Below are 23810 nucleotides of genomic sequence, written 5' to 3'. Positions count from 1 at the left end.
GTATATCTCAGGCGGCGTCGCGATCATGGCGACCTTCGCGTACCTCCTCGATGATCTTCGCCACGAAGGCGTCGAGATCGTCGGGGTTGCGGCTGGTAATGATGCCCTGATCGGTGACGACCTCGCGATCGACCACTTTGGCGCCCGCGTTCCGAAGATCGGTGCGGATCGAGGGATAGGAGGTCATCTCGCGACCCCGCACCACGTCGGCCTCGATGAGCAGCCATGGCCCGTGGCAGATCGCCGCGACGATCTTGCCGGCGCTGGTGAACTCCTTTACCAAACTCACCGCCTCGGGCTTGGTGCGCAGCACATCGGGGTTGATCTGGCCACCGGGCAGCACGATGGCTTGGTAGTCGTTCACCTTTGCGTCCGAAATCTTCAGATCGACCTCGGCCTCCGGACCCCAGTCGGTCTCATCCCAGCTCTTGATCGCCGTGCCATCGGGGCTGGCCACATGGACGGTCGCCCCTGCCTCGCGGAGCTTGTCGCGCGGCACTTCCAACTCGACCTTCTCGAAGCCGTCGGTGGCAATGATAAGGATCTTTGCGTCCGTGATATCTGTCATGTCCGTCTCCTTGCGGTTCAGGGTGTCGGGTCCCAAACCGCAAGGGGCGAGGGGGCGTTCCGCGCCGCCCCCTCACGCCTGTGTCAATCGGCAAGCATGCGCCAGACCATCTCCGAAGTGTCGCGGCTGAGGCCATCGGTGTCCGCAATCCGCTGCAACTCGGCCCGGATCAGCGCCTTGCGGTCCTCGCCATAGCGTTTCCAGGTCGAGAATGCCTGCGTCATCCGCGCCGTGGTCTGCGGGTTCAGCGGGTCGAGTTTCAGCAGCCAGTCGGCGAGCAACCGGTAGCCCGCGCCGGAGGGGTCGTGAAAGCCCGCCGCGTTGCCCGAGAGCGCGCCGAAAACGGCGCGGAAACGATTGGGGTTCTTCCAGTCGAACGCCGGATGCGCGGTGAGCGCTTCGGCGGTGGCGGCGGCCTTCTGCGGGGCGGCGGCCGCGACCTGCAGGCCGAACCACTTGTTCATCACCAGCCGCTCGTGGCTCCATTGGGCCTCGAAGGCCTTCAACTCGGCCTCGCCCTCGCCGATCTTGAGAAGCACGCCCAGCGCCGCGATCTGCTGGGTCATGTTGTCGGCGGCGCGGTACTGCGCCCGCGCCCGGTCTCCGCCTTGGGTGAGCGACAGCAGCGACAGTGCGGCGTTGGTGAGCGACCGGCTGCCCGCGTCCTCGGCCTCTGGGCTGTAGGGGCCTGTGACCTGATGGGTATCGTAGAGACGGGCCAGAACATCGCCCAGCCGATCGGCGATGGCGTGTCGCAGCGCTTCGCGGGCCTTATGGATCGCCGTCGGATCGGGGGCCTCGCCCGCCTCGAAGATCGCCTGCGCCAACTCGTCTTCGCCCGGGAGCGCCAGAAGCTGCGCTCGGAAGGCCGGATCGAGGCCCTCGTCGGCGATGCCTCGGCCCAGCGCATCGATATAGCCCGCATGTGGCCCGTCATCGGTCTGGATCATCGACAGGAGCCCGGCGCGGGCAAGATCGCGCCCCGCCTCCCATTTGTTGAACGGGTCGGTGTCATGCGCGAGCAGGAAGGCGCGGGTCTCATCGGACTGCTGGTGCTTGAGGATCACCGGGGCGGAAAAGCCGCGCAGGATCGACGGCACGGGCCGGGCCGAGAGGCCGTCGAAGGCAAAGCTCTGCTCGGCCTCGGTCAGCTCCAGCACGCGGCTCGGCACCACCTCGTCGCCATTGGGGTTCAACAGACCCACCGCGACCGGGATCACCACCGGCTGCTTGTCGGACTGTCCCGGCGTGGCGGGGGTCTCCTGTCGCAGCGTCAAAGTGTAGCGCCCGTCGGCCCAGTCCTCGGCCACGTGGACGCGGGGCGTTCCGGCCTGTGAATACCAGCGAGCGAATTGCGACAGGTCACGGCCCGTGGCGTCCTCGAAGGCGCGGAGCCAGTCTTCGATGGTCACCGCCTGACCGTCATGTCGTTCGAAGTAGAGGTCGAGCGCTTTGTCGTAGCCCTCTTGCCCCACCAGCCGCTTGAGCATGCCAACGATTTCGGCGCCTTTTTCGTAGACGGTGACCGTGTAGAAATTGTTGATCTCGACGAAGCTCTCGGGCCGCACCGGGTGGGCGAGCGGGCCGTTGTCCTCGCGAAACTGCGCCGCTCGCAGCAGCATCGCGTCGTCGATGCGCTTGACCGCATGGCTACGCATGTCGCCGGTGAACTGCTGATCGCGGAACACGGTCAGGCCCTCTTTCAGGCACAGCTGGAACCAGTCGCGGCAGGTGACGCGGTTGCCGGTCCAGTTGTGGAAGTATTCATGCGCGATGATCGCCTCGATCCGCTCGAAATCGGCATCGGTCGCGGTCGCGGGAGAGGCCAGAACGGCGGAGGAGTTGAAGATGTTCAGCCCCTTGTTCTCCATCGCGCCCATGTTGAAATCATCGACCGCGACGATGTTGAACACGTCGAGGTCGTATTCGCGCGCATAGACTTCCTCGTCCCAGCGCATCGACTTCTTCAGCGCCTCCATGCCGAAGGCGCATTTGTCGATGTCCGCCTCGCGCACATAGAGGTTCAGCGCGACCTCGCGGCCCGACATGGTGGTGAAGCTGTCGGAATGGGCGACGAGATCGCCCGCGACGAGGGCAAAGAGATAGGCGGGCTTGGGCCAGGGGTCGTACCATTCGGCAAAGCCCTTGCCCGATGCGCCGGGGTTGCCGTTCGACAAGAGCACCGGCTGGTCGCTTTCGATGCGCACGTGGAACGGAGCCATCACGTCGGGACGGTCGGGGTAGAAGGTGATCTTGCGAAACCCTTCGGCCTCGCATTGGGTGCAATACATGCCGTTCGAGCGGTAGAGCCCCTCGAGCGCGGTGTTGTTCTCGGGGTCGATCTCCACTTCGGCCTCGAAGGTGAAGGCCGCGTCCGGGGCGTCGAGTCGGAGCCCGCCTTCGACCAACTCAGGGGTGACCTGCGCGCCGTCGACCTTGGCCGAGATTAGTTTGAGCCCCTCGCCGTGCAAGAAGAACTCGCGGCTCGTCGCGTCGGGATTGGGGCGAAACCGGATCTCGGAGAGCACCCGCGTCGCATGTGGTGCCAGCCTGAAGGTCAGCCGCACCTCGTCGACGAGATAGGCGGGGGGCGTGTAATCCCTCAGATAGACGGTGCGGGGATCGTGCTGTGTCATGTCCGGGAACCTTTCGCTGAACCTTCGGGGCCTGCGGGACGTTAGGGCCGCAACAGGGGGTCTTCAAGCGCGCCCCCGACCGTGACCGCGACTGCCGGCGCGGCACCCTTTCGAGGAGAAATGACATGTCCGCCCCAAACACAGACGTCGAAAAGCAGGAAAAGCAGCACAAGGGTCCGCTCGTTGGCATGGCGATCGTCGCCATCTTCGGCGTGCTGCTGATCCTGTTTCTGGTCTTCATCGGCTTTGGCCAAGGCAACGAGCCGGAGGCCGAAGCAACCGTCGAGGCCGTCGGCAGCGGTGAGGTCGAGATCAACGACAACGCCGAAACCGTCGGTGCGCCCGAACAGCTTGCCGACGAGACACCGGCACCGCCGCCACAGTAACGACGCCCCGAAGGGGAGACGAAAGGCGCGGGCAGCATGGCCCGCGCCTTTTCGCGTGACGGTGGCATCTAGTTGCCGGTCCCCTCGGGATGGATTAGCCAATGCACAACCGTATGCGAGGAGGAGAGGCAGATGGCCGAGAGGATCGACAAGCACGGATTGATGGTGGCCCCCGAACTGGTGGCTTTCGTCAAGGATGAGGCGCTTCCGGGGACGGGGATCGACGCCGACGACTTCTGGAAAGGATTTGCCGCGCTGGCGCAGGATTTTGGCCCGCGCATCCGCGAGGCGCTTTCGACGCGCTCCAAGTTGCAGGCCGAAATCGACGCTTGGCATTCGTCGCGCAAGGGCCAGCAACTCGACTCGGCCGAATATCGCCAGATGCTGGAGGGCATCGGCTATCTCGTGCCCCAGGGCGACGACTTCGAGATCGGCACCAAGGATACCGACCCCGAGATCGCCTATACCCCCGGTCCGCAGCTCGTGGTGCCGATCACCAACGCGCGCTTTGCGCTCAACGCCGCCAATGCGCGTTGGGGCAGCCTTTACGATGCGCTCTACGGCACCGACGCGCTGGGCAGCCTGCCGCAGGGCAAGGGCTATGACGAGGCGCGCGGCGCCGATGTCATCGCTTGGGGCCGCCGCCACCTCGACGAGGTCGCGCCACTCGATGGCTCGTCTTGGGCCGAGATCGACCGGCTCGAGATCAAGGGCGGCACGCTCGTGGCCTGCAAGGGCGACGCCGAGCATGGCCTGAAGGAGCCCGAGCAGTTCGCGGGCTCGACCACCGATGGCGTCGCCGATCTGCGGGTTCTTCTGGAAAAGAACGGCCTGCTGATCGAGATCGTCGTCGACCCGTCGAGCCAGATCGGCGGCTCCGACCGTGCCGGCATCTCGGATATCCGGCTCGAAAGCGCCGTTTCGACCATCATGGATTGCGAGGATTCCGTCGCCGCCGTCGATGCCGAGGACAAGGTTCTGGCCTATCGCAACTGGCTTGGCCTGATGCAGGGCACGCTCTCGGCCAGCTTCAAGAAGGGCGGTGAGGAGATGACCCGCCGCATGGAAGGCGACCGCAATTTCACCGCGCCCGACGGGTCGGAAAAGACCGTCAAGGGCCGCTCGCTGATGCTGGTGCGCAACGTCGGCCACCTGATGACCAATCCCGCGATCCTCGACGGCGACGACGAGATCTCCGAGGGACTGATGGATGCGGTGATCACCGTGCTCATCGCCATGCATGACCTCAAGAAAGAGGACGGCCCGCGCAACTCGACCACGGGCTCGGTCTACATCGTGAAGCCCAAGATGCATGGCCCCGACGAAGTGAAGCTTTCGGACGAGATGTTCTCGGCCGTCGAGAAGATGCTCGGCCTGCCGCAATACACCGTCAAGCTCGGCATCATGGACGAGGAGCGCCGCACCTCGGCCAACCTCAAGGAATGCATCCGGGCCGCGAAGAACCGCGTGGCCTTCATCAACACCGGCTTCCTCGATCGCACCGGTGACGAGATCCACACCTCGATGGAAGCGGGTCCGATGGTCCCCAAGGGCGAGATGAAATCCTCGGCCTGGATCCAGTCCTACGAAGACCGCAACGTCGACATCGGCTTGGCTTGTGGCCTGAAGGGCAAGGCGCAGATCGGCAAGGGCATGTGGGCCATGCCCGACCGGATGGCCGACATGCTCGACCAGAAGATCGGCCACCCCAAGGCCGGCGCCACCTGCGCCTGGGTGCCGTCGCCGACCGCCGCGACACTGCACGCCACGCATTACCACCATGTCGACGTGCTGGCGCGGCAGGACGAGATCGCCAAGGGCGGCGCGCGCGGCACGCTCGAGGATCTGCTGACGATCCCGCTGGCCACGGGCCGCAACTTCGACGAAGCCGAGGTCCAGCGCGAGATCGAGAACAACGCGCAGGGCATCCTGGGCTACGTGGTGCGCTGGATCGATCAGGGTGTCGGCTGTTCCAAGGTGCCCGACATCAATGATGTGGGCCTGATGGAAGACCGCGCGACCTGCCGGATCTCGTCGCAGGCGCTGGCCAACTGGCTGCACCACGGCGTTGTCACCCGAGATCAGGTGATGGCGGCGATGAAGAAGATGGCCGAAGTGGTGGACCGTCAGAACGAAGGCGACGCCGCCTACAAGCCGATGGCGCCGCATTTCGACAGCCTTGCCTTTCAGGCGGCCTGCGACCTCGTCTTCGAGGGCCGGGAGCAGCCCTCGGGCTACACCGAGCCGGTGTTGCACCGCCGTCGTCTCGAACTCAAGAACCTGGAGACTGCATGATGTCCGCTCTCAACATCGACGCCGCCCGCACCATCATCCGCGAAACCCTCGCCAAGTCGCACGAGATGGGGCTCAAGCCCATGTCGGTGATCGTGCTGGACGCGGGCGGCCACCCGCTCGCCTTCGAGCGTGAGGACGGGGCGGCACCGGGCCGTTATGCCATCGCCGAGGGCAAGGCCTACGGCGCCGTGATGCTGGGCATGCCCGGCTCGGCGCAGATGGCCCGCGCCGAGGCGCAGCACTACTTTATGACGGCGGCCAACGGCGCCTTCGGCGGCAAGGTCGTGCCGGTCCCCGGCGGCGTCATCGTGCGCGGTGCCGACGGTGCGATTCTGGGCGCCGTCGGCGTCACCGGTGATACCTCCGACAACGACGCCGCGGCGGCGCTCGCGGGGATCGAAGCGGCGGGGCTGAAGGGCGACGCCTGAGCCTTCTCATGTGCCTTTATTGACGGCAGATGTGCGCGCGGTCCGGGTCTTCCGGGCCGCGCGATGCTTTTCAGAAGGGCTTTGGCTGTATATCTGTAGGGGACAGCAACCGGAGCGATCATGACCCGTCCCGTCATCGGAATTATCGGCAACAACCATGTCATCGACGGCCATTACGTCACCCATGGCGGCGGCGCGATGAACTCCTCGGCCGTGTCGCAGGTTGCGGGCGGCCTGCCTCTGGTGATCCCCGCCGACCCCAAGCTCGTCTCGGTGGCGGATTTGCTCGAGGCCTGCGACGGCTTTCTGCTCACCGGCGGGCGACCCAATGTCCACCCGGATGAATACGGCGAAGAAGAGACGCCCGCGCACGGAGCTTTCGATCGCTCGCGCGATGCGGTCACTCTGCCGCTCGTGCGCGCCTGCGTGGAGCGTGGTCAGCCATTTTTGGGCATCTGCCGCGGCTTTCAGGAGGTCAACGTGGCGATGGGTGGGTCCTTGTATCCCGAGATCCGTGACCTGCCGGGGCGCACCAACCACCGCATGCCCCCCGACGGCACGCTCGAGGAGAAGTTCGCGCTGCGCCACGTGGTGACATTGACCGAAGGCGGCCCGTTCCACCGGCTGTTCGGCGCGCGCGAGGTGATGACCAACACGCTGCACGGGCAGGGTGTGAACCAGCCCGGCCGCCGTATCGTCATCGATGGCCACGCCCCCGACGGCACGCCCGAGGCGCTTTATGTCGAAGGCGCGCCGGGCTTTACCTTGTCGGTTCAGTGGCACCCCGAATGGAACGCAGGCGGCGATCCGGTGTCGCGCCCGTTGTTCGAGGCGTTCGGGGCGGCAGCGCAAGCTTGGGCCGACAAGAAGCTGCCGGTGGCGCAGGAACGACGCAGCGCCTGAACTGTCCGGCGGCACCGGGTCCGGGTTTCGAGAAATGGGGAGCGTGGAGAGCGTTCTCCACGCTAATGAAAATCCCGGCTTTTCGGTATGATCTGCACATTGCGCGGATGCCCGTTCGCGGGTGCGCCGCTGCCGCGGGCCGAGCCTTGGACCGGGTTCTTTACCGCGTCGGCGTGGCTCAGCGGCGGCGTGAATCCCCCCGGTGCGAGGCGCAACAGCGCATCCGAGCGGTCTTCCAGCCGCTGTGCCACGAAATGCACGATCTCCACGTCACGCTGCACATAGCCTTCCACCACCAGAAGCCGCGCCTGCATCACCGTGCGGCGGAACTGCGCCATGACCTTGGGCCAGACCACGAGGTTGGCGACGCCGGTTTCATCCTCCAGCGTGATAAAGCACACGCCCTTGGCACTGCCGGGCTTCTGGCGGATCAGCACCAGCCCCGCGAGCTTCAGGCGCTGGCCCTGACCGGCCCGGTTCAGATCGGCGGCGCTGGCATAGCCTTGCGCGCGGAGACTCTTGCGCAAGAAGGCCATGGGATGGGCCTTCAGCGACAGGCGCAGCGTCTGGTAATCGGCCACCACCTGCTCGCAGACCGGCATGACCGGGAGTGGCACGGCCACCTCCACGCCTTCGTCGCGCGCCTCGCGAAACAGCGGCAGGTCGGGTGCGTCCTTCAGGCCGCGCGCCTCCCACAGCGCCTGCCGTCGATCGAGGAACATCGAGCGCATCGCATCCGCCGAGGCCAGCCTGCGGATCACCGCCACCCCGAGGCCGGTGCGGGTCTTGAGGTCCTCCAAAGTCTCGAACGGCGCGTCGCGCGCCACCACGATCCGCGCCGCCGCCTCCGCCGCCAGCCCCCCCACCATCCGCAGCCCCAGCCGCACCGCGAAGCCCCCGGTCGAGATCGGCTCCAAGGTGCAGTCCCACTCCGACAGGTTCACGTCGACGCCGCGCACCTCCACCCCATGCTCGCGCATGTCGCGTACGATTTGGGCGGGGGCGTAAAAGCCCATGGGTTGGGAGTTCAGCAATGCCGCGCCGAAGGCCCCGGGAAAATGGCACTTCAACCATGACGAGACATAGACCAGATGCGCGAAACTCGCCGCGTGGCTCTCGGGAAAGCCGTATTCGCCAAAACCCTTGATCTGTTCGAAGCAGCGCGTCGCGAACTCCTCGTCATAACCGCGCGCCACCATGCGTCCGACCATCTTCTCCTGCAAAAGCGCGATGGTGCCACGCGAGCGAAAGGTGGCCATGGCCTTGCGAAGCTCGTTCGCCTCGGCGGGCGAAAACCGCGCGGCGTCGATGGCGATCTTCATCGCCTGCTCTTGAAAGATTGGCACGCCCAGCGTCCGGCCGAGAATAGATTTCAACTCCGAAGGATCGTGCGGGTGACCGGGCGAGGGGTATTCGACGGCCTCTTCGCCCGCCCTCCGGCGCAGGTAGGGGTGCACCATGTCGCCTTGGATCGGGCCGGGGCGGACGATGGCGACCTGTATGACGAGATCGTAGAAGGAGCGCGGGCGCAGCCGGGGCAGCATGTTCATCTGCGCCCGGCTCTCGACCTGAAACACGCCGAGGCTGTCGGCGCGGCACAGCATGTCGAAGACGCGTGGATCCTCGCGCGGGATCGAGGCGAGATCCTCGCGCCGGCCCCAATGCGCCGCGATCAGATCGAACCCCTTGCGGATGCAGGTCAGCATGCCCAGCGCCAGGATATCGACCTTGAGAATGCCCAACGCGTCGATGTCGTCCTTGTCCCATTCGATGAAGCTGCGGTCGGCCATGGCGCCGTTGCCGATGGGCACGGTCTCGGTCAGGGGCCGCTCGGTCAGGATGAAGCCGCCGACGTGCTGGCTCAGATGGCGCGGCATCCCGACCATCTGCCCTGCGAGCAGCAGCGCCTTTCGCAAGAGCGGATCATGCGGGTCCAGACCGGCCTCGCGCACGTTCTCCTCGGCGATGCCGCTGCCCCACTGGCCCCAGACGGTCTTGGCCAGCGCGCCGGTCACATCCTCTGACAGGCCCATCACCTTGCCGACTTCGCGGATCGCGCTTCGGGGGCGGTAGTGGATCACCGTGGCGCAGAGCCCTGCGCGGTCGCGGCCATACTTGGCATAGATGTGCTGGATCACCTCCTCGCGCCGCTCATGCTCGAAATCGACGTCGATGTCGGGCGGCTCCCGCCGTTCTTCGGAGATGAAGCGCTCGAACAGAAGCTGGTGCTGCGCCGGGTCGACGGCGGTGATACCCAGCACGAAGCACACGGCCGAGTTCGCCGCCGAGCCGCGGCCTTGGCACAGGATCGGCGGCTGGGCTGTTTCGCGCGCGAAACGGATGATGTCGTGGATGGTCAGGAAATACCGCGCGATGTCGAGCTTGGCGATCATCGCCAGTTCCTTTCGAAGTGTCGCGCGGGTGGCAGGAGGGATGCCCTCGGGCCAACGCAGCGCCGCTCCGTCCCATGTCAGCCGTTCCAGATAGTCCTGCGGGCTGCGCCCCTCGGGCACCACCTCGCGCGGGTATTCATAGGCCAGCTCTTCGAGATCGAAGCGGCAGGCGTCTGCGATCAGCCGCGTGGCGCGGATCGCGTGGGGCCATTCGGCAAAGAGCCGCGCCATCGCTTCGGGTGACTTCAGGTGCCGCTCGGCGTTGGGCAAAAGCTTCGGTGCGGCCTCGGCCAGCGTCACGCCCTCGCGGATGCAGGCCATCACGTCCTGTAACGGCCGGCGGTCCGGCGCGTGGTAGAGCACGTCGTTCGTGGCCATGAGAGACAGCCCGGCGGCGCGGGCATGGCGGTCGAGCGCGTTGATCCGGGCGCGGTCATCGCCACGATAAAGATGCGAGGCAGCGATATGGGTCAGCGTGGGCAGGCGGTGCAGAAGGCGGGGTAGAGCCGCCTCCAGTTCCGCCGTATCCTCGGGCGGCACGAGGATCAGCCGCAGCCCTTCGGCATGATCCGCGAGGTCGCTCAGGGTGATGTCGCAGACCCCCTTCTTCTGCCAGCGCCCCTCCGCGTCACGCATCTTGCCCTTGGAGAGCAGCCCCGAAAGACGGCCATAGGCGGCGCGGTCCTCTGGATAGGCAAGGAACACCTCACCGGAGACCAGCGCGAGACGCGCGCCGATCACCGGCCTGACATTCACGCGTTTTGCCGCGACATGCATCCGCACCACGCCCGCCAGCGTGTTGAGATCGGCGATGCCCAGCGCGTCGTAACCCGCCGCCCACGCGGTGACGGCAAGATCCACCGCGTCGGAGGCCCCGCGCAGGAAGGAAAAGCACGAGGCGAGACCCAGCTCGACGTAAGAAGACATCGGGTTCGGCGGGAACTCCGCCTCGGGGGCCACGTCGCGGCGGGGGTGTTTCTCGATTTCCGGCATCCGGCCCCCCTCACGCAAAGGCGCCGTGGACGAACCAGCGCGGCTCGGCCCCGCGCCCGTCACCCAATAGCCCTTCGCGGTAGAGCCAGAACCGTCGTCCGGTGTGATCCTCGATGCGGAAGTAGTCGCGCAGACGCGTGCCGGGCCTGTCGCGCCACCACTCGGGTGCGATCCGCTCGGGCCCGGCAAAGCGCGCGACGCGCAGTCTTTGCCTGCGCCAGACGAACTGCGCGGGCGGGCCTTCGGGCACGGCGTAGAGCACGCGCACTTCTTCTGGCGGCTCGAACAATCGCAGGGGCCGATCGGGCTGTGGCACGAAGCGGTGTGGCGTCACGTGCAGCGCCGGGAGCCAGAGCGTCTGACGCTCGGGGATATGGCTCGGCGCGGGCAGGGGGCGGGTCAGGGCGCGCACACCAAAGCGGGCCGAGAGCCGGTCGATCAGCCGCGCGAGGTCGTCGGCGTTCTCGGCTGACCCGTCGAGACGGCGCTGACGGGTGGGCAGAGCCTCGGCCACCAGCGCGGTCAACGTGATCAGGTCGAAGCCAAAGCCTGGATCAAGCCCCTCGAGCCGCCCCTCGAACAGCCGCACCATATGGGCCGGATCGCGCGAGGGCTGCGAGGTCGCGGCCTGCGCCTGCGCCACTTCGCCATCGGTGCGATACAGCGCCAGCGCGAGGCGACGCGCGCCAAAGCCCGCCGCGATCAGACCGGCACAAAGCTCTTCGCCCAGCGCGGGCAGGTGCGGTACCGGGTCGATCACCGGCTCGGAGAGCTTGGCCTGCACGGCAAAGCGCGGCGGGTCGTCGGGGCTGTCGACCGGCTCGGGCGTGCGGCCCGACAGCTGATCGAGGCGCAAAAGCGGATCGGTGTCGGGCGGACCCGCGCGAAACCGCCGTGCGAGCGACAGGCGCGGCACGGCGCGCAGCGCGCCGATGCTCGACAGGCCCAATCGATCGAGCGTCTGCACCGTGGCCGCGCCGAGGCGCAGGGCCGCGGCGGGCAAGGGATCGGTGCGCGCCTCCATGTCGCCCGGGCCGCAGATCGCCGGGGCGAAGCGCGCCAGCGCCCAAGCCGCGCCGCGAGTCGGCGCGATGGCGGCGCGGGCGGTGAGGCCGAGGCCGGCGAGGCGCGTCTCGATCTCGGCGAGCATCGCCGCTTCGCCGCCCCAGAGATGGTCCGAGCCGGTGACGTCTAAGATCAGCGCATCCGCGCCGTCCACCGCCGTCCACGGACACCAGCGCCGGGCCCAGAGCATGAGCCGCTGCAAGGCGGCGGCGTCTGCGCGCGGATCGGCGAAGCGGGTGCGCAGTTCGGGGCAGAGCGCGCGCATGTCGACGACACGCGCGCCGGGGGCGAGGCCCAAGGCCTGCGCGGCATCGTTCACCGCGTGGATTACCGGTCCATGCGGCCCTTCAAGCGCCAGCGCCAGCGGCGTGTCCTCGGGCAGCGCCTCACCATTGCGCGCGGCCTGCACCTGCCAGCGCTCGATCGCGAAACGCGGCAGATGCAGCGACAGGATGCGCCGTGGGATGGAGGCATCCTCCGTGGTGTCGATGCCGCCCTCGGGCGAGGCCTCGGTCGCTCCGCTGCTCGCCTGCTCGCGCGGCGTGCGGGGACCCGCCCGCCAGCGGGGGATGCCGATGGGAGTAAAGCTCTCTTCCCGTGCGGGCTGTTCAGCCGCAGGCGATGCCATGCCAGCCCCTGCGGCCGCCGGCTCGCCTTGCGTGGCCTGCCGCAAGGCCTCGGCCGCCTGCGCAAGCTGGCGGGGATCGGCGGCGCGGGGCCGGGAACGGAGGCTTCGGGGCGTGGAAAAGGCGAGGACGGGCAGCTTGTCCCCGCCGGTCATCGTCGTCGTCCGCTCTGTTCGAGAGGGGCTATCTCCCATCCGGCGCGATGCGATGCCACTGGCGGCTCCCCCCAGGAGACCGCCAAGGTCGCATTCGCGCCCTTCGTTTCGCCACTTCGCACATAGGCGCGGCGCGGCACAGGTCGCCGGGTACCCGGATCAGGCCATGGCGCGCGCGGCCTCTGCCGCCTCCATGCCGACGGCGTGGTCAAAGACCAGATCCTTGCCCTGCGGGTCATGCCCGGCCACCCAGCGCCCCGGTGCGCGCCAGCGCGCGCGAAACAGCTCGGCGCTCCACAAGGGCGCGCCGGGCGCGCGGGCATCGTCCGGTTCGGGGCGTGCGGGCAGCGCCCCCAGACGCCACCTTTCGCGCGCGGCACTCAGCTCGGGCGGCGCGGCGCGACGGATGAGCCATGCGGGCACGCCATGCGCCTCCGAGCGCAACGCCAGACGCTTGGTCGCGGTGAAATCGAGCGCCGGGGCGGTGCCCCAGACCTCGCCGATCACCCCACCCAAGGCAGGGCAGCCCAAACCCTGCTCCATGGCCCAAAGCACGTCGATCGCGCGCGAGACCTGAAGATGCAGCACCTCGCAGCCTCCCAATCCCGGCGGAAAGGGCCGCCCCGCCTCGCGCAGCGACAACCGGTCCTGTATCCAGAGCACCGGACCCTTGGCCGTGTCGAGATGCGCCAATGCAAAGGCGGGGGCCGCGGCATCGACCGCGGTTTCGGGAAAGATCTCCGACAGGGTGGGTTGGCGCAATGCTACGGGCTTGCGCGGCAGAATCTCCGCGGGCGTCTTTGGGAGGGCGGGGCATGAAGCGGGGGGCGACCACGTCACGGGTTCTCTCTACAAATCAATGTTCTTTCTTTGTTCTAGTGCGCGTTCCCGGCTGCGTCAAATGCTGTCTGCGTCATTGCGCCGCGTATCGCGTGCCGGTGTCATCACACCGCATGACACGCCGCGATGCCATTGCGCCGGATGCGGCGCTGCGGCACCCTCGTCTGCGGGAGAGGGAGACTTCATGAGACAGACGATCCGGTGTGCCGTGCTGGCGGCCATGTGCTGGCCCGGCGCGGCGTTTGCCCAAGATCTGCCCGCGCCGCCGGGCGAGGCGGCTTGGCCTGCGGTGGACCGGGACGCGGCCGCGCTGGGGCAACTGCTGTTCTACGACCCGATCCTGTCGGGCAACCGCGAGGTCTCTTGCGCAACCTGTCATCATCCGGCCTTCGGCACCTCGGACGGGCTGTCGCTGCCTCTTGGCGACGGCGGTCACGGCCTCGGACCCGCGCGGGCGATCGATCCCGAGAACCCGCCAGAGCAGCGGGTGCCGCGCAACAGCCAAGCACTGTGGAACGTCGGAGCGCGGGAGTACGTCTCGATGTTCCACGACGGTCGGGTCGAACTCGACCCTTCGGCCAAGGGGGGCATGCGGACACCGCTCGACGCCGACATGATCGAAGGGTTCGCCTCGATGCTGTCGGCGCAGACCATGTTCCCGGTGCTGAGCGCCGACGAGATGGCCGGGCACTATAGCGAGAACGAGGTCTCGCGCGCGGTGCGGCTGGGAATGTTGACCGGCCCGGGCGGCGCGTGGGATCTGATCGCGCGGCGGGTGGCGGACCTCCCGGCCTATGCCGCACGGTTCAAGGCGGTCTACGGCCTTGCGCCGGAGGAGATCGGCTTTGCCGACATCTCGAACGCCATCGCCGACTTCATCACCTTCGAGTTTCGCTCCGACACCAGCCCCTTCGACGCGCGGCTGCGCGAGGGCACGCCGCTGCCGCCAGAAGCCGAGGCGGGGCTGGCGTTGTTCTACGGCGCGGCGGGCTGTGCCGACTGTCACGCGGGCCCGTTTCAGAGCGATCACGGCTTTCACGCGATGGGCGCGCCGCAAATCGGCCCCGGCAAGGGGGCGCGGTTCGAGACCCATGCCCGCGACGAGGGGCGATTCCGGGTGACGGGCCGGGCCGAGGATCTCTATGCCTTTCGCACGCCGAGCCTGCGCAACGTGACGCTGACGGCACCTTATGGTCACGCGGGAAGCCACGCGACGCTGCGCGGCTTCGTGGTCGATCATCTCGATCCGGTGGCGGCGCTGGGGCGCTATGACCGGACACAAGCGGTGCTGCCGCGCATGGAGATTGCGGACTGGCGCATCCTCGACGACGAGGCCGAACGCGAGGCGATCGGAGCGGCGGTGGCGCAGTCCGCAGTGGCGTTAGAGCCGGGCGAGATCGACGCGCTGGTGGCGTTTCTGGAGGCGCTGACCGATCCGGTGGCGACCGCTGGGCGCTTGGGTGTGCCGGAGACGGTGCCAAGCGGCGCGGCAGTTGCCATGCCCTGATCCATCGTGCCGCGCAGCCGCGCCGTTTCGGCCCAGTTGAGGCAGCGCCGCGCCGGGCGCGCGCCGCGGGGGGTGAAGCTTTCGACCACGACACCCTCTGCATGGATCAGTTCGGAGTGCGGCAACACGAGACGCCAGCCCGGCCGCATCGAACTGCGCAGCGGCGCGATGCCGGGACCGGGTGCGAGATGCGCGGCCTCGGCCAGCACTTCGCTGACGCCGAAAAGTCGTCTCACCGCGTCGCCGCGCAGCAAGAGCCTCTGCCGGGGCAGCAGGCACAACGACCGGACGAGACCGTCGAGCGCAGGGGCGGTGAAGCGGAGCGGCACGGAAGCCTCCGCAGGAGCGGGCGGGCAGGGGTCGAGACGCAGCACCGGTTGAAACCCGTGATCCCGCGTTAGAACGAGATCGCCCGGGCGCAACGCCTCAACGGGCCGGTATCCGCCAAGAGTGGCGATCCGCGTACCGCTCAGAAGCCCTGCAAGAGACCGATGGGTCGGGGGGCCGTGTTGCTGGTCCATATCGTCATTCACCCGAGTTCAGCCACCCGACCGACCATGACGATAATCCGTCAAAATCGGGTGTATTCCCATAAAGATGCTTGGGAATTCGGGCAGGGCGGCGGCGAACGGCCCCGTGCCGACCGCTCTGACGCAGCGTCGCGGAGACCGACGTCAGGTCACGGCGGCGCGGGCGTGGAATTCGGGGCGGTCCCACGATCCGTCCCGCAGGATCTGTGCCAGCACCTCGACTGCCCGGTCGATATCGGCCTCATCGAGATAGAGCGGCGTGATGCCAAAGCGCAGGATGTCGGGGGCACGGAAGTCGCCGATGACGCCTTGGGCGATCAGCGCCTGCATCACCGCGTAGCCTTGCGGATGACGGAACGAGACTTGGCTGCCGCGCGCGTCGTGTTCGCGCGGGGTGGCGAGCTGGAGCCCGGGGCATGCGGCCTCGACGCCCGCGATGAACCGATCGCCAAGAACCAGCGAGGCGGCGCGCAGATCGGCCATCTCGACCCTGTCCCAGATATCGAGCGCCGCCTCCAGCGCCGCCATGGCGAGCACGGGCGGCGTGCCGACGCGCATCCGCGTGATCGCGGCACCGGGGCGGTAGCCCGGCTCGAAGGCAAAGGGATCGGCATGGCCGAGCCAACCCGAGAGCGCGGGCTGCACCTGATCGATCAGGCGCGGGGCGACATGAATGAAGGCCGGAGCACCGGGGCCGCCGTTGAGGAACTTGTAGGTGCAGCCTACCGCGAAATCGGTGTCCGCCCCGGCCACATCGACATCCACCGCCCCGGCCGAATGCGCGAGATCCCAGATCGCCAGCGCGCCCGCCGCATGGGCGCGGGCAATCAGGGCGGGCATGTCGTGGCGACGTCCGGTGCGGTAATCGACCTCGGTGATCATCATCACCGCGACATCCTCGTCGATCGCCGCCTCGACCTCCTCGGGCGCCACGACGCGCAGCTCATGGCCGCGACCGAGCTGCTCGATCAGCCCTTGGGCCATATAGATGTCCGAAGGGAAATTGCCGCTGTCGGTGAGGATTACGCGCCGGTCGGGCCGCAGCGCCAGCGCCGCGGCAAGCGCCTGATGCACCTTGATCGACAGCGTGTCGCCCAGAACCGTCGTCCCTTCGGGCGCGCCGATCAGCCGTCCGATCCGGTCCCCGAGGCGAGCGGGCTGGTCCATCCACCCCGCCTTGTTCCAGCCGGTGATCAGCATCTCGCCCCATTCGTCCGTCATCGCGCGCGCCATGCGGGCGGGGGCGGACTTGGGCAGGGGGCCCAGCGAGTTGCCATCGAGATAGGTGACACCGTCGGGCAGGTCGAACAGCGCCTTGGTGGCTTGGAAATCGGTCATCTCGGCGCTCCTCCTCGCGTCAGCCCGCAAAGTTGTGGCAGCACGGCTGCCCTTGCGCAACTGCGCGTGACAGCGCCCCGACGGCAAGGCAGAAAGGGTGCATGTACTGGATCGATTTTCCCCCTGCCTGGACCGTCTACGGCGTGTTCGCCGCTTGGGGCCTGTCGCGCATCGAGCCCGGCTGGCTCGGCTTCGGGCCGCATCATGTGGCGCTGGGCGCGGTTGTCGTCGCGGCCGGGCTTGGACTGATGCTCTGGGCGAGCGCCACGATGCTGCGTCATCGCACGCAGGTCATGCCTCGGCGCGATGCGGCGGCGCTGGTTACCGACGGTCCGTTTCGCTTCTCGCGCAACCCCATCTATCTAGGGGATTTGCTGTTGCTTACGGGTGGGGCGCTGTTTTTCGACGCGCCCTCGGGCCTTGTCATGGTGCCGATGTTGGCCACGATCCTGCAACGACGCTTCATCCGGCCCGAGGAGGCGATGCTGCGCAAGAGCTTCGGTGCGGCCTTCGAGGCCTGGGCCGCGCGCACGCGGCGTTGGCTGTGAGCGCGCTGTGACGCGGCGGCAGCAAAGTCTGCCGCCACCCTTGTGCAACATTCTTTCCCCCGCTACTCCTCTCGCAACCGCAGAATGACCGGAGGGGACGGGGCGTGAGGATCGGGGCACCGAGGGAAATCCATGACGGCGAGGCACGGGTCGCGATGACCCCGGCTTCGGCGAAAGATCTGCAGAAGCTGGGGCATGACTGCCTGATCGAGGCCGGGGCCGGTGTGGCCGCGGGCTTTACCGACGCGGCCTACGAGGCGGCGGGCGTGACGGTTCTGCCTGATGCCGAGGCGCTGTGGCGCGAGGCCGAGATCGTCACCAAGGTGCGGCCACCGATGGACGAGGAGATGGCACGGCTGCGCGAGGGACAGACGCTGATCTCGTTCTTCTATCCGGCCCAGAACGCCGAAGCGCTGGGCCGGGCCAAGGACGCGGGCGCCACGGTGATCGCGATGGACATGGTGCCGCGGATCTCCCGCGCGCAGAAGATGGACGCGCTGTCCTCGATGGCCAACATCGCGGGCTACCGCGCGGTGATCGAAGCGGGCTCCAACTTCGGCCGCTTCTTCACCGGTCAGGTGACCGCCGCCGGCAAGGTGCCGCCCGCCCGCGTGCTGGTGATCGGCGCCGGTGTCGCAGGCCTTGCCGCGATCGGCACCGCGACTTCGCTGGGGGCCGTGACGCTGGCCTTCGACGTGCGCCCCGAGGTGGCCGAGCAGATCGAGAGCATGGGCGCCGAGTTCGTCTATCTCGATTTCGAGGACAGCCAGGACAGCTCTGCCACCGGCGGCTATGCTGCGCCGTCGTCGCCTGAGTTCCGCGAAAAGCAGCTCGCCAAGTTCCGCGAGCTGGCACCGCAGATCGACATCGTCATCTCCACCGCCCTCATCCCGGGCCGCGACGCCCCGGTGTTGTGGACCAAGGACATGGTCGAGGCGATGAAGCCCGGCTCGGTTATCGTGGATCTCGCCGCCGAGCGCGGCGGCAACTGCGAGCTGACGGTGCCCGAGGAGAAGTTCGTCACCGACAATGGCGTGACGATCATCGGCTACACCGACTTTCCGAGCCGCATGGCGGCGCAGGCCTCGACGCTCTACGCCACCAACATCCGTCACATGATGACGGACCTCACGCCGGCCAAGGACGGCGTCGTCAACCACAACATGGAAGACGACGTGATCCGCGGCGCCACCGCGACGCATGGACGCGAGATTACCTTCCCGCCCCCCAAGCCCAAGACCGCCGCCATCGCCGCTGCTCCGAAAAAGGAAAAGGCGCGCGAGCTGACGATCGAGGAGAAGCGCGCGGGAGAGGTCGCGGCCTTTAAGAAGCAGACCAAGGACCAGATCGGCCTGCTTGCAGGCGGCGCGCTTGTCATGCTGCTAATCGGTGCCGTCGCGCCCGAAAGCTTCATGAGCCACTTCATCGTCTTCGCGCTGGCCTGCTTCGTCGGCTTCCAGGTGATCTGGGGCGTGGCGCATTCGCTGCACACGCCGCTGATGGCGGTGACCAACGCGATCTCGGGCATCGTGATCTTGGGTGCGCTGCTACAGATCGGCTCGGGCAACTGGCTCGTGGTGTTTTTGTCGTTCATCGCGGTGCTGATCGCTTCGATCAACATCGTCGGCGGTTTTCTGGTCACGCGCCGGATGCTTGCCATGTTCCGCAAGTCGTAAGGGGGGTCTGAGCCATGAGCATCGGCATCGTCTCGGCCGCCTATATCGTCGCGGCCATTCTTTTCATTCTCTCCCTCGGGGGACTGTCGAACCAGGAAAGCGCCAAGCGCGCGGTCTGGTACGGCATCGCGGGCATGGCGGTGGCGGTCTTCGTCACCGTGTTCGGCCCCGGCGTTCACAACCTCTTTCTGATCCTGATCGCCATCGCGGCAGGCGGCTTCGCGGGCTGGATGGTCGCAGGCCGGGTGCAGATGACCGAAATGCCGCAGCTTGTTGCCGCATTGCACAGCTTCGTCGGTCTGGCGGCGGTGTTCATCGGCCTCAACGCCGACATCATGCTGCACGACATCAACACGCTGCTGGCGGTCAACGGGCTGGAGCGCGAGGCGCTGGCACTTCTCGACCCGACCGAGCTTCTGGAGGCGGGCGGCGGTTTCTTCGGTGAGCTCACGGGCTTCGGCAAGAAGCTGGCTCTGAAGGACGCGACCGAGATCGGTATCCTCAAAGTCGAGGTGTTCCTCGGCATCTTCATCGGCGCGGTGACCTTCACCGGTTCGGTCGTGGCCTTCGGCAAGCTCGCCGGCCGCGTCGACGGCAAGCCCAAGAAGCTGCCCGGTGGTCACATGCTCAACGCCGCCTCGCTGGCGCTGTGTCTGGCGCTGGGCCTCTTGTATCTCACCGGCGCAGGCATCTGGACCATGGTTCTGGTGACGCTGATCGCGGGCTTCATCGGCTGGCACCTGATCATGGGCATCGGTGGCGCCGACATGCCGGTGGTGGTGTCGATGCTCAACTCCTACTCGGGTTGGGCGGCGGCGGCGATCGGCTTTACGCTGGGCAACGATCTGCTGATCGTCACCGGCGCGCTGGTCGGCTCCTCGGGCGCGATCCTGAGCTACATCATGTGCAAGGCGATGAACCGCAAGTTCGTCTCGGTGATCTTGGGCGGCTTCGGCGGCACCACCGGTCCGGCGATGGAGGTCGAGGGCGAACAGATCGCGATCGACGCCGACGGCGTGGCACAGGCGCTCGACGATGCCGACAGCGTCGTGATCATCCCCGGCTACGGCATGGCCGTGGCACAGGCGCAGCAGTCGGTGTCGGAACTCACCCGCCGCCTGCGCGCGCAAGGCAAGACCGTGCGCTTTGCGATCCACCCGGTGGCGGGGCGTCTGCCCGGCCACATGAACGTGCTCTTGGCCGAGGCGCGGGTGCCTTACGACATCGTCATGGAGATGGACGAGATCAACGACGACTTCCCCGAGACGGACGTCGCCATCGTCATCGGCTCGAACGATATCGTGAATCCGGCGGCGCAGGACGACCCGAACTCGCCCATCGCCGGCATGCCGGTGCTGGAAGTCTGGAAAGCCAAGCAGGTCTTCGTCTCCAAGCGCGGTCAAGGCACCGGCTACTCCGGCATCGAGAACCCGCTCTTCTTCAAGGACAACACCCGCATGTTCTATGGCGATGCCAAGAAGTCGCTCGACGAGTTGCTCACCAAGATCGCCTGATCAAGCCCACATCGTCGAAAGGCCCCGCCCCGCGCGGGGCCTTTTGCGTTGTAGGAGGTGCACGCTTCGGGCGAGGGTCGCGGCATGACAGCGAACACCTCCCTCAACGGCATCGGCCTGCGGCTCTTGGCGGCTTTTCTCATCACCGCGATGTCGGCGATGGTGGCGGTGGCGACGCGCGAGGTCGGGCTGGGGCAGATCGTGTTCTGGCGCTCCGCCGTCGCATTGATCCCGATCTGCGCCTACATGGCCATATGCCGCGAGTTTCCCGCCGCCATCGCCACGACCCGCCCCGGCCTGCACCTGACGCGCAGCCTGTTCGGTGCGCTGTCGATGGCGCTGTCCTTCGTCTCGCTGGCCTACCTGCCGGTCGCCAACGCGCAGGCGCTGGGCTTTCTCGCGCCGGTGCTGACGTTGCCGCTGGCAGCCCTCCTGCTGGGTGAGCGGATCGGGTCAATGGTGTGGGGGGCCGCGGCACTGGGTTTCGCGGGCGTTCTGGCGATGCTGGGGTCGGCGCTCGAGGCACCGGGGCAGGGCGCGCTGATCGGCGTCGCGGCGGGTCTGGGTTATGCGGTGACGATGGCCTTCGTGCGGGTCCACATCAAGTCGATGACGGCAAGCGAGCGGCCTTCGACCATCGCCTTCTGGTTTGCCGCCGTCTCGGCTCTGGCAGGGCTGGCGACATGGCCCTTCGGCTGGGAGATGCCGTCGACTGAGATGCTCGCTTGGCTGATCGGGGCGGGGCTCACCGGCGGGTTGGCGCATGTCGCGGCGACCGAGGCGGTGGCGCGCGCGCCCGTCGCCGTGCTGGCGCCGTTCGACTTTACCGGCCTGATCTGGGCGCTGATGTTCGACGCGGTGCTGTTCGGGGTGATGCCAGACGGGCTGGGCGTCGTCGGAGTGGTGGCGATCACAGGGGCGGCGCTGATGGTGACCTTTGCCGCGTGGCAGCCGGGCCGGAACCGGAGGCCGTCGCGCTGACGATGTGCTAGGCTCCTCACAGCAAGAGGGGGAGGCGGCATGGAAAAGGTCACGGGCATCGGCGGCATGTTTTTTCGGGCGCGCGACCCGAAGGCGCTCGCCAAATGGTATCTCGACCACCTTGGCATCGCCGGGCCGGGGCCGTCGATCTGGCGGCAGGAGGCGGGGCCGACCGTGCTGATGCCGTTTGATCAAGGCACCGACTACTTCGGCCGCGCCGAGCAGCTGTGGATGATCAACTTTCGCGTCGCCGATCTCGACGCGATGGTGGCACAGCTCGAATCGGCGGGCATCGCGGTGGAGCGGCGCGACGAATGGGACAGCGAGATAGGTCGCTTTGCCCGAATCCACGACCCCGAGGGCAATCCGGTCGAGCTTTGGGAGCCTGCGGGCTGATCAGGAGCTCAGGCGTCGATCTCGCGCCATGCCCCCGGGGCCAGCCCGTCGAGGGCCCAGTCACCGATGCGCCAGCGCACCAGCCGCAGCGTCGGAAAACCCGCGGCGGCGGTCATGCGCCGGACCTGCCGGTTGCGCCCCTCGCGGATCGCGATCTCGATCCAGGCGTCGGGGATCGACTTGCGCACCCGCACCGGAGGGTCGCGCTCCCATAGCTCCGGCGCCTCGACCAGACGCGCGCGCGCGGGCAGTGTCGGCCCATCCTTGAGCGTCAGGCCTCGGCGCAGCGGCTCGAGCTCGGCCTCGGTCGGCGCGCCCTCGACCTGCACGAGATAGGTCTTTTCCATCTTGTGCCGGGGATCGGAGATGCGCGCCTGCAGCCGCCCGTCATCGGTGAGCAGCATCAGCCCTTCGCTGTCGCGGTCGAGACGGCCGGCGGCATAGACGCCGGGACGGTCGATGAAGTCGGACAGCGTCGCGCGCGGCGATGGGCTCTTGGCGTCCGTGAACTGCGACAGCACGTTCATCGGCTTGTTGAACAGGACGAGACGCGGCATGGGGTCCTCCGACTAGTGCCAAAGCCCTATAGAACAAGGGGGCGGGAGGTGCAAAACCACTGGGGAAAAAATTCGGCTTATCTGAAGATTACCCCTTGATCCGACTCGGGCTTTGCCCCAAATGCCCCCTCAAGACGCCAACGCACGCGCCTCTGGCCACGCCTGGACGCAAGTCTCCAATCCGGAGGCCTACGCACAGACCAGCACGCGTTTATGCAGCGACGGTAACGTCTCCCTTGGAACCGCCGGCCTTACGGGGCCCCCGTCTGTCTATCGGAGATGCACATGACTGCATATTACGCGGGCGCCAGCGCCCCTTCCTTCGCTGTTGCCAACCGCCTGGAGGCATATGCCGCTTCGGCCGAGTTCGACCGGCCGACTCTGGTCATCGACGTGGACCGTGTGGAAACCCAGTTCGAGGCACTGAAAGCCGGATTGGGCCGTGCCGACATCCACTACGCCGTGAAGGCCAACCCGCATCCCGCGATCATCGAGCGCCTCGTGCAGCTCGGCTCGCATTTCGATGCGGCCTCGCGCGGCGAGATCGAGCTGTGCCTGAGCCAAGGCGCGCGCCCCGAGCATGTCTCCTTCGGCAACACCATCAAGCGCGTCTCGGACATCGCCTTTGCCTACAACGCCGGCATCCGCATGTTCGCGGTCGATGCCGAGGAAGAGCTCGAAAAGATCGCCGAGCACGCCCCCGGTGCGCAGGTCTATGTCCGCCTGATCGTCGAGACCTCCTCGGCCGACTGGCCGCTGACCCGCAAGTTCGGCTGCGACCGCGACACCGCGCTGCAGCTCCTGGACCGCGCGACCGAGCTGGGCCTCGAGCCGTTGGGCTTCTCGTTCCACGTCGGCTCCCAGACCCGCCACGCCGAAATGTGGGTGCCCGTGCTCGACGAGCTGTCGCGCATCTGGACCGCCGCGCAGGACGCGGGCCACCGGCTGCAGCTTCTCAACATTGGTGGCGGCTTCCCGGCCTTCTATGGCGAAGAGATCCAGGCCCCGACCGACTACGCCGCCGCCGTGATGGCGCTTGTCGAGGCCCGCTTCCCGGGTGCCGAGCGCGTGATGGCCGAGCCGGGCCGCGGCATGGTCGCCGAGGCCGGTGTCATCGCCTGCGAAGTGATGCTCACCTCGCGCAAGTCCGAGCGCGACATGCATCGCTGGGTCTATCTCTCGATCGGCCGCTTTTCGGGGCTGGCCGAAACCGAGGGTGAGGCGATCCGCTACCAGTTCGTGACGCCGCATGACGGCGAGACCACCGGTCCGTGCATCCTCGCGGGTCCGTCCTGCGACAGCGCCGACGTGCTCTACGAGAAGCGCCCAATGAACCTGCCGCTGAGCCTCAAGTCGGGCGACCGGGTGCTGATCCGCAACACCGGGGCCTACACCTCGACCTATTCCTCGGTTTGCTTCAATGGCTTCCCGCCGCTGGACGTCGTGATCCTCTGAGAGACACCGGGCGGTCTCGT

Annotated in this window: 18 protein-coding genes; 11 read left to right on the top strand and 7 right to left on the bottom strand. The window is 67.4% G+C overall.

Annotation, left to right across the window (positions count from 1 at the left end):
• Positions 1 to 7: 7 nt before the first annotated feature.
• Both AADJ02_RS04825 and pepN read right to left on the bottom strand, forming a co-directional pair.
• Positions 8 to 568: a type 1 glutamine amidotransferase domain-containing protein gene (locus AADJ02_RS04825; RefSeq protein ID WP_341211867.1), complete on the bottom strand. Its 561-nt coding sequence runs from the start codon at positions 566 to 568 to the stop codon at positions 8 to 10.
• 83 nt (positions 569 to 651) lie between these two features.
• Positions 652 to 3204: an aminopeptidase N gene (gene pepN, locus AADJ02_RS04820; RefSeq protein WP_341211866.1), complete on the bottom strand. Its 2553-nt coding sequence runs from the start codon at positions 3202 to 3204 to the stop codon at positions 652 to 654.
• Positions 3205 to 3329: 125 nt separating this feature from the next.
• Between pepN and AADJ02_RS04815 the strand changes: the two genes are divergently transcribed.
• From AADJ02_RS04815 to AADJ02_RS04800, 4 genes are all read left to right on the top strand, one after another.
• Complete coding sequence (locus tag AADJ02_RS04815) at positions 3330 to 3590, top strand: DUF2273 domain-containing protein (RefSeq protein ID WP_341211865.1); 261 nt, start codon at positions 3330 to 3332, stop codon at positions 3588 to 3590.
• 132 nt (positions 3591 to 3722) lie between these two features.
• Positions 3723 to 5885, top strand: a complete 2163-nt coding sequence (locus AADJ02_RS04810; RefSeq protein ID WP_341211864.1) for a malate synthase G — start codon at positions 3723 to 3725, stop codon at positions 5883 to 5885.
• Entirely contained in the window at positions 5885 to 6313 is a 429-nt protein-coding gene (locus tag AADJ02_RS04805; protein WP_341211863.1) for a heme-binding protein, read from the top strand. Before AADJ02_RS04810 ends, AADJ02_RS04805 begins: the two co-directional genes overlap by 1 nt.
• Positions 6314 to 6433: 120 nt before the next feature.
• Positions 6434 to 7216: a gamma-glutamyl-gamma-aminobutyrate hydrolase family protein gene (locus AADJ02_RS04800; protein ID WP_341211862.1), complete on the top strand. Its 783-nt coding sequence runs from the start codon at positions 6434 to 6436 to the stop codon at positions 7214 to 7216.
• Positions 7217 to 7278: 62 nt separating this feature from the next.
• On the opposite strand, the gene AADJ02_RS04795 is transcribed toward AADJ02_RS04800, so the two are convergent.
• The 3 genes from AADJ02_RS04795 to AADJ02_RS04785 all read right to left on the bottom strand — a co-directional run bounded on the left by AADJ02_RS04795 (position 7279) and on the right by AADJ02_RS04785 (position 13210).
• Positions 7279 to 10602: an error-prone DNA polymerase gene (locus AADJ02_RS04795; RefSeq protein ID WP_341211861.1), complete on the bottom strand. Its 3324-nt coding sequence runs from the start codon at positions 10600 to 10602 to the stop codon at positions 7279 to 7281.
• Positions 10603 to 10612: 10 nt separating this feature from the next.
• A complete protein-coding gene (locus tag AADJ02_RS04790; RefSeq protein ID WP_341211860.1) occupies positions 10613 to 12295 on the bottom strand; it encodes a DNA polymerase Y family protein in 1683 nt (560 codons plus the stop codon).
• A 312-nt stretch (positions 12296 to 12607) separates the two neighbouring features.
• On the bottom strand, positions 12608 to 13210 hold the full coding sequence (locus AADJ02_RS04785) for a hypothetical protein (protein ID WP_341211859.1): 603 nt from the start codon (positions 13208 to 13210) through the stop codon (positions 12608 to 12610).
• A gap of 262 nt (positions 13211 to 13472) precedes the next feature.
• Between AADJ02_RS04785 and AADJ02_RS04780 the strand changes: the two genes are divergently transcribed.
• Positions 13473 to 14795 carry a cytochrome c peroxidase gene (locus tag AADJ02_RS04780; RefSeq protein WP_341211858.1) on the top strand — a complete coding sequence of 441 codons (1323 nt, stop codon included), beginning with the start codon at positions 13473 to 13475 and terminating at the stop codon, positions 14793 to 14795.
• 674 nt (positions 14796 to 15469) lie between these two features.
• Here AADJ02_RS04780 and kynU read toward each other — a convergent pair.
• Complete coding sequence (gene kynU / locus AADJ02_RS04775; RefSeq protein WP_341211857.1) at positions 15470 to 16663, bottom strand: kynureninase; 1194 nt, start codon at positions 16661 to 16663, stop codon at positions 15470 to 15472.
• 101 nt (positions 16664 to 16764) lie between these two features.
• Here kynU and AADJ02_RS04770 point away from each other — a divergent pair, with 101 nt between their 5' ends.
• From AADJ02_RS04770 to AADJ02_RS04750, 5 genes are all read left to right on the top strand, one after another.
• On the top strand, positions 16765 to 17211 hold the full coding sequence (locus AADJ02_RS04770) for an isoprenylcysteine carboxylmethyltransferase family protein (RefSeq protein ID WP_341211856.1): 447 nt from the start codon (positions 16765 to 16767) through the stop codon (positions 17209 to 17211).
• A 104-nt stretch (positions 17212 to 17315) separates the two neighbouring features.
• Positions 17316 to 18887 carry a Re/Si-specific NAD(P)(+) transhydrogenase subunit alpha gene (locus tag AADJ02_RS04765; RefSeq protein WP_341211855.1) on the top strand — a complete coding sequence of 524 codons (1572 nt, stop codon included), beginning with the start codon at positions 17316 to 17318 and terminating at the stop codon, positions 18885 to 18887.
• A gap of 14 nt (positions 18888 to 18901) precedes the next feature.
• Positions 18902 to 20401, top strand: a complete 1500-nt coding sequence (locus AADJ02_RS04760; protein ID WP_341211854.1) for an NAD(P)(+) transhydrogenase (Re/Si-specific) subunit beta — start codon at positions 18902 to 18904, stop codon at positions 20399 to 20401.
• Between the two features lie 84 nt (positions 20402 to 20485).
• Entirely contained in the window at positions 20486 to 21382 is an 897-nt protein-coding gene (locus AADJ02_RS04755; protein ID WP_341211853.1) for a DMT family transporter, read from the top strand.
• 39 nt (positions 21383 to 21421) lie between these two features.
• Complete coding sequence (locus tag AADJ02_RS04750) at positions 21422 to 21778, top strand: VOC family protein (protein WP_341211852.1); 357 nt, start codon at positions 21422 to 21424, stop codon at positions 21776 to 21778.
• Positions 21779 to 21786: 8 nt separating this feature from the next.
• Here the strand turns inward: AADJ02_RS04750 and AADJ02_RS04745 are convergent, their stop codons facing one another.
• Entirely contained in the window at positions 21787 to 22335 is a 549-nt protein-coding gene (locus tag AADJ02_RS04745; protein WP_341211851.1) for a pseudouridine synthase, read from the bottom strand.
• 285 nt (positions 22336 to 22620) lie between these two features.
• On the opposite strand from AADJ02_RS04745, the gene AADJ02_RS04740 reads away from it, so the two are divergent.
• On the top strand, positions 22621 to 23790 hold the full coding sequence (locus AADJ02_RS04740) for a type III PLP-dependent enzyme (RefSeq protein ID WP_341211850.1): 1170 nt from the start codon (positions 22621 to 22623) through the stop codon (positions 23788 to 23790).
• Positions 23791 to 23810 lie beyond the last annotated feature (20 nt).

Source organism: uncultured Limimaricola sp. (genome assembly GCF_964022235.1).
Taxonomy (GTDB): Bacteria; Pseudomonadota; Alphaproteobacteria; order Rhodobacterales; family Rhodobacteraceae; genus Limimaricola.
Note: the sequence above shows the minus strand (reverse complement) of the source record. Positions and strands in the feature narration are given on the sequence as shown.

What these genes read in the sequence shown, in the direction of transcription:
- AADJ02_RS04825 (WP_341211867.1), bottom strand. Translation starts at nt 568, where the DNA reads ATGACAGATATCACGGACGCAAAGATCCTTATCATTGCCACCGACGGC.
- pepN (WP_341211866.1), bottom strand. Translation starts at nt 3,204, where the DNA reads ATGACACAGCACGATCCCCGCACCGTCTATCTGAGGGATTACACGCCC.
- AADJ02_RS04815 (WP_341211865.1), top strand. Translation starts at nt 3,330, where the DNA reads ATGTCCGCCCCAAACACAGACGTCGAAAAGCAGGAAAAGCAGCACAAG.
- AADJ02_RS04810 (WP_341211864.1), top strand. Translation starts at nt 3,723, where the DNA reads ATGGCCGAGAGGATCGACAAGCACGGATTGATGGTGGCCCCCGAACTG.
- AADJ02_RS04805 (WP_341211863.1), top strand. Translation starts at nt 5,885, where the DNA reads ATGTCCGCTCTCAACATCGACGCCGCCCGCACCATCATCCGCGAAACC.
- AADJ02_RS04800 (WP_341211862.1), top strand. Translation starts at nt 6,434, where the DNA reads ATGACCCGTCCCGTCATCGGAATTATCGGCAACAACCATGTCATCGAC.
- AADJ02_RS04795 (WP_341211861.1), bottom strand. Translation starts at nt 10,602, where the DNA reads ATGCCGGAAATCGAGAAACACCCCCGCCGCGACGTGGCCCCCGAGGCG.
- AADJ02_RS04790 (WP_341211860.1), bottom strand. Translation starts at nt 12,295, where the DNA reads ATGGCATCGCCTGCGGCTGAACAGCCCGCACGGGAAGAGAGCTTTACT.
- AADJ02_RS04780 (WP_341211858.1), top strand. Translation starts at nt 13,473, where the DNA reads ATGAGACAGACGATCCGGTGTGCCGTGCTGGCGGCCATGTGCTGGCCC.
- kynU (WP_341211857.1), bottom strand. Translation starts at nt 16,663, where the DNA reads ATGACCGATTTCCAAGCCACCAAGGCGCTGTTCGACCTGCCCGACGGT.
- AADJ02_RS04770 (WP_341211856.1), top strand. Translation starts at nt 16,765, where the DNA reads ATGTACTGGATCGATTTTCCCCCTGCCTGGACCGTCTACGGCGTGTTC.
- AADJ02_RS04760 (WP_341211854.1), top strand. Translation starts at nt 18,902, where the DNA reads ATGAGCATCGGCATCGTCTCGGCCGCCTATATCGTCGCGGCCATTCTT.
- AADJ02_RS04755 (WP_341211853.1), top strand. Translation starts at nt 20,486, where the DNA reads ATGACAGCGAACACCTCCCTCAACGGCATCGGCCTGCGGCTCTTGGCG.
- AADJ02_RS04750 (WP_341211852.1), top strand. Translation starts at nt 21,422, where the DNA reads ATGGAAAAGGTCACGGGCATCGGCGGCATGTTTTTTCGGGCGCGCGAC.
- AADJ02_RS04745 (WP_341211851.1), bottom strand. Translation starts at nt 22,335, where the DNA reads ATGCCGCGTCTCGTCCTGTTCAACAAGCCGATGAACGTGCTGTCGCAG.
- AADJ02_RS04740 (WP_341211850.1), top strand. Translation starts at nt 22,621, where the DNA reads ATGACTGCATATTACGCGGGCGCCAGCGCCCCTTCCTTCGCTGTTGCC.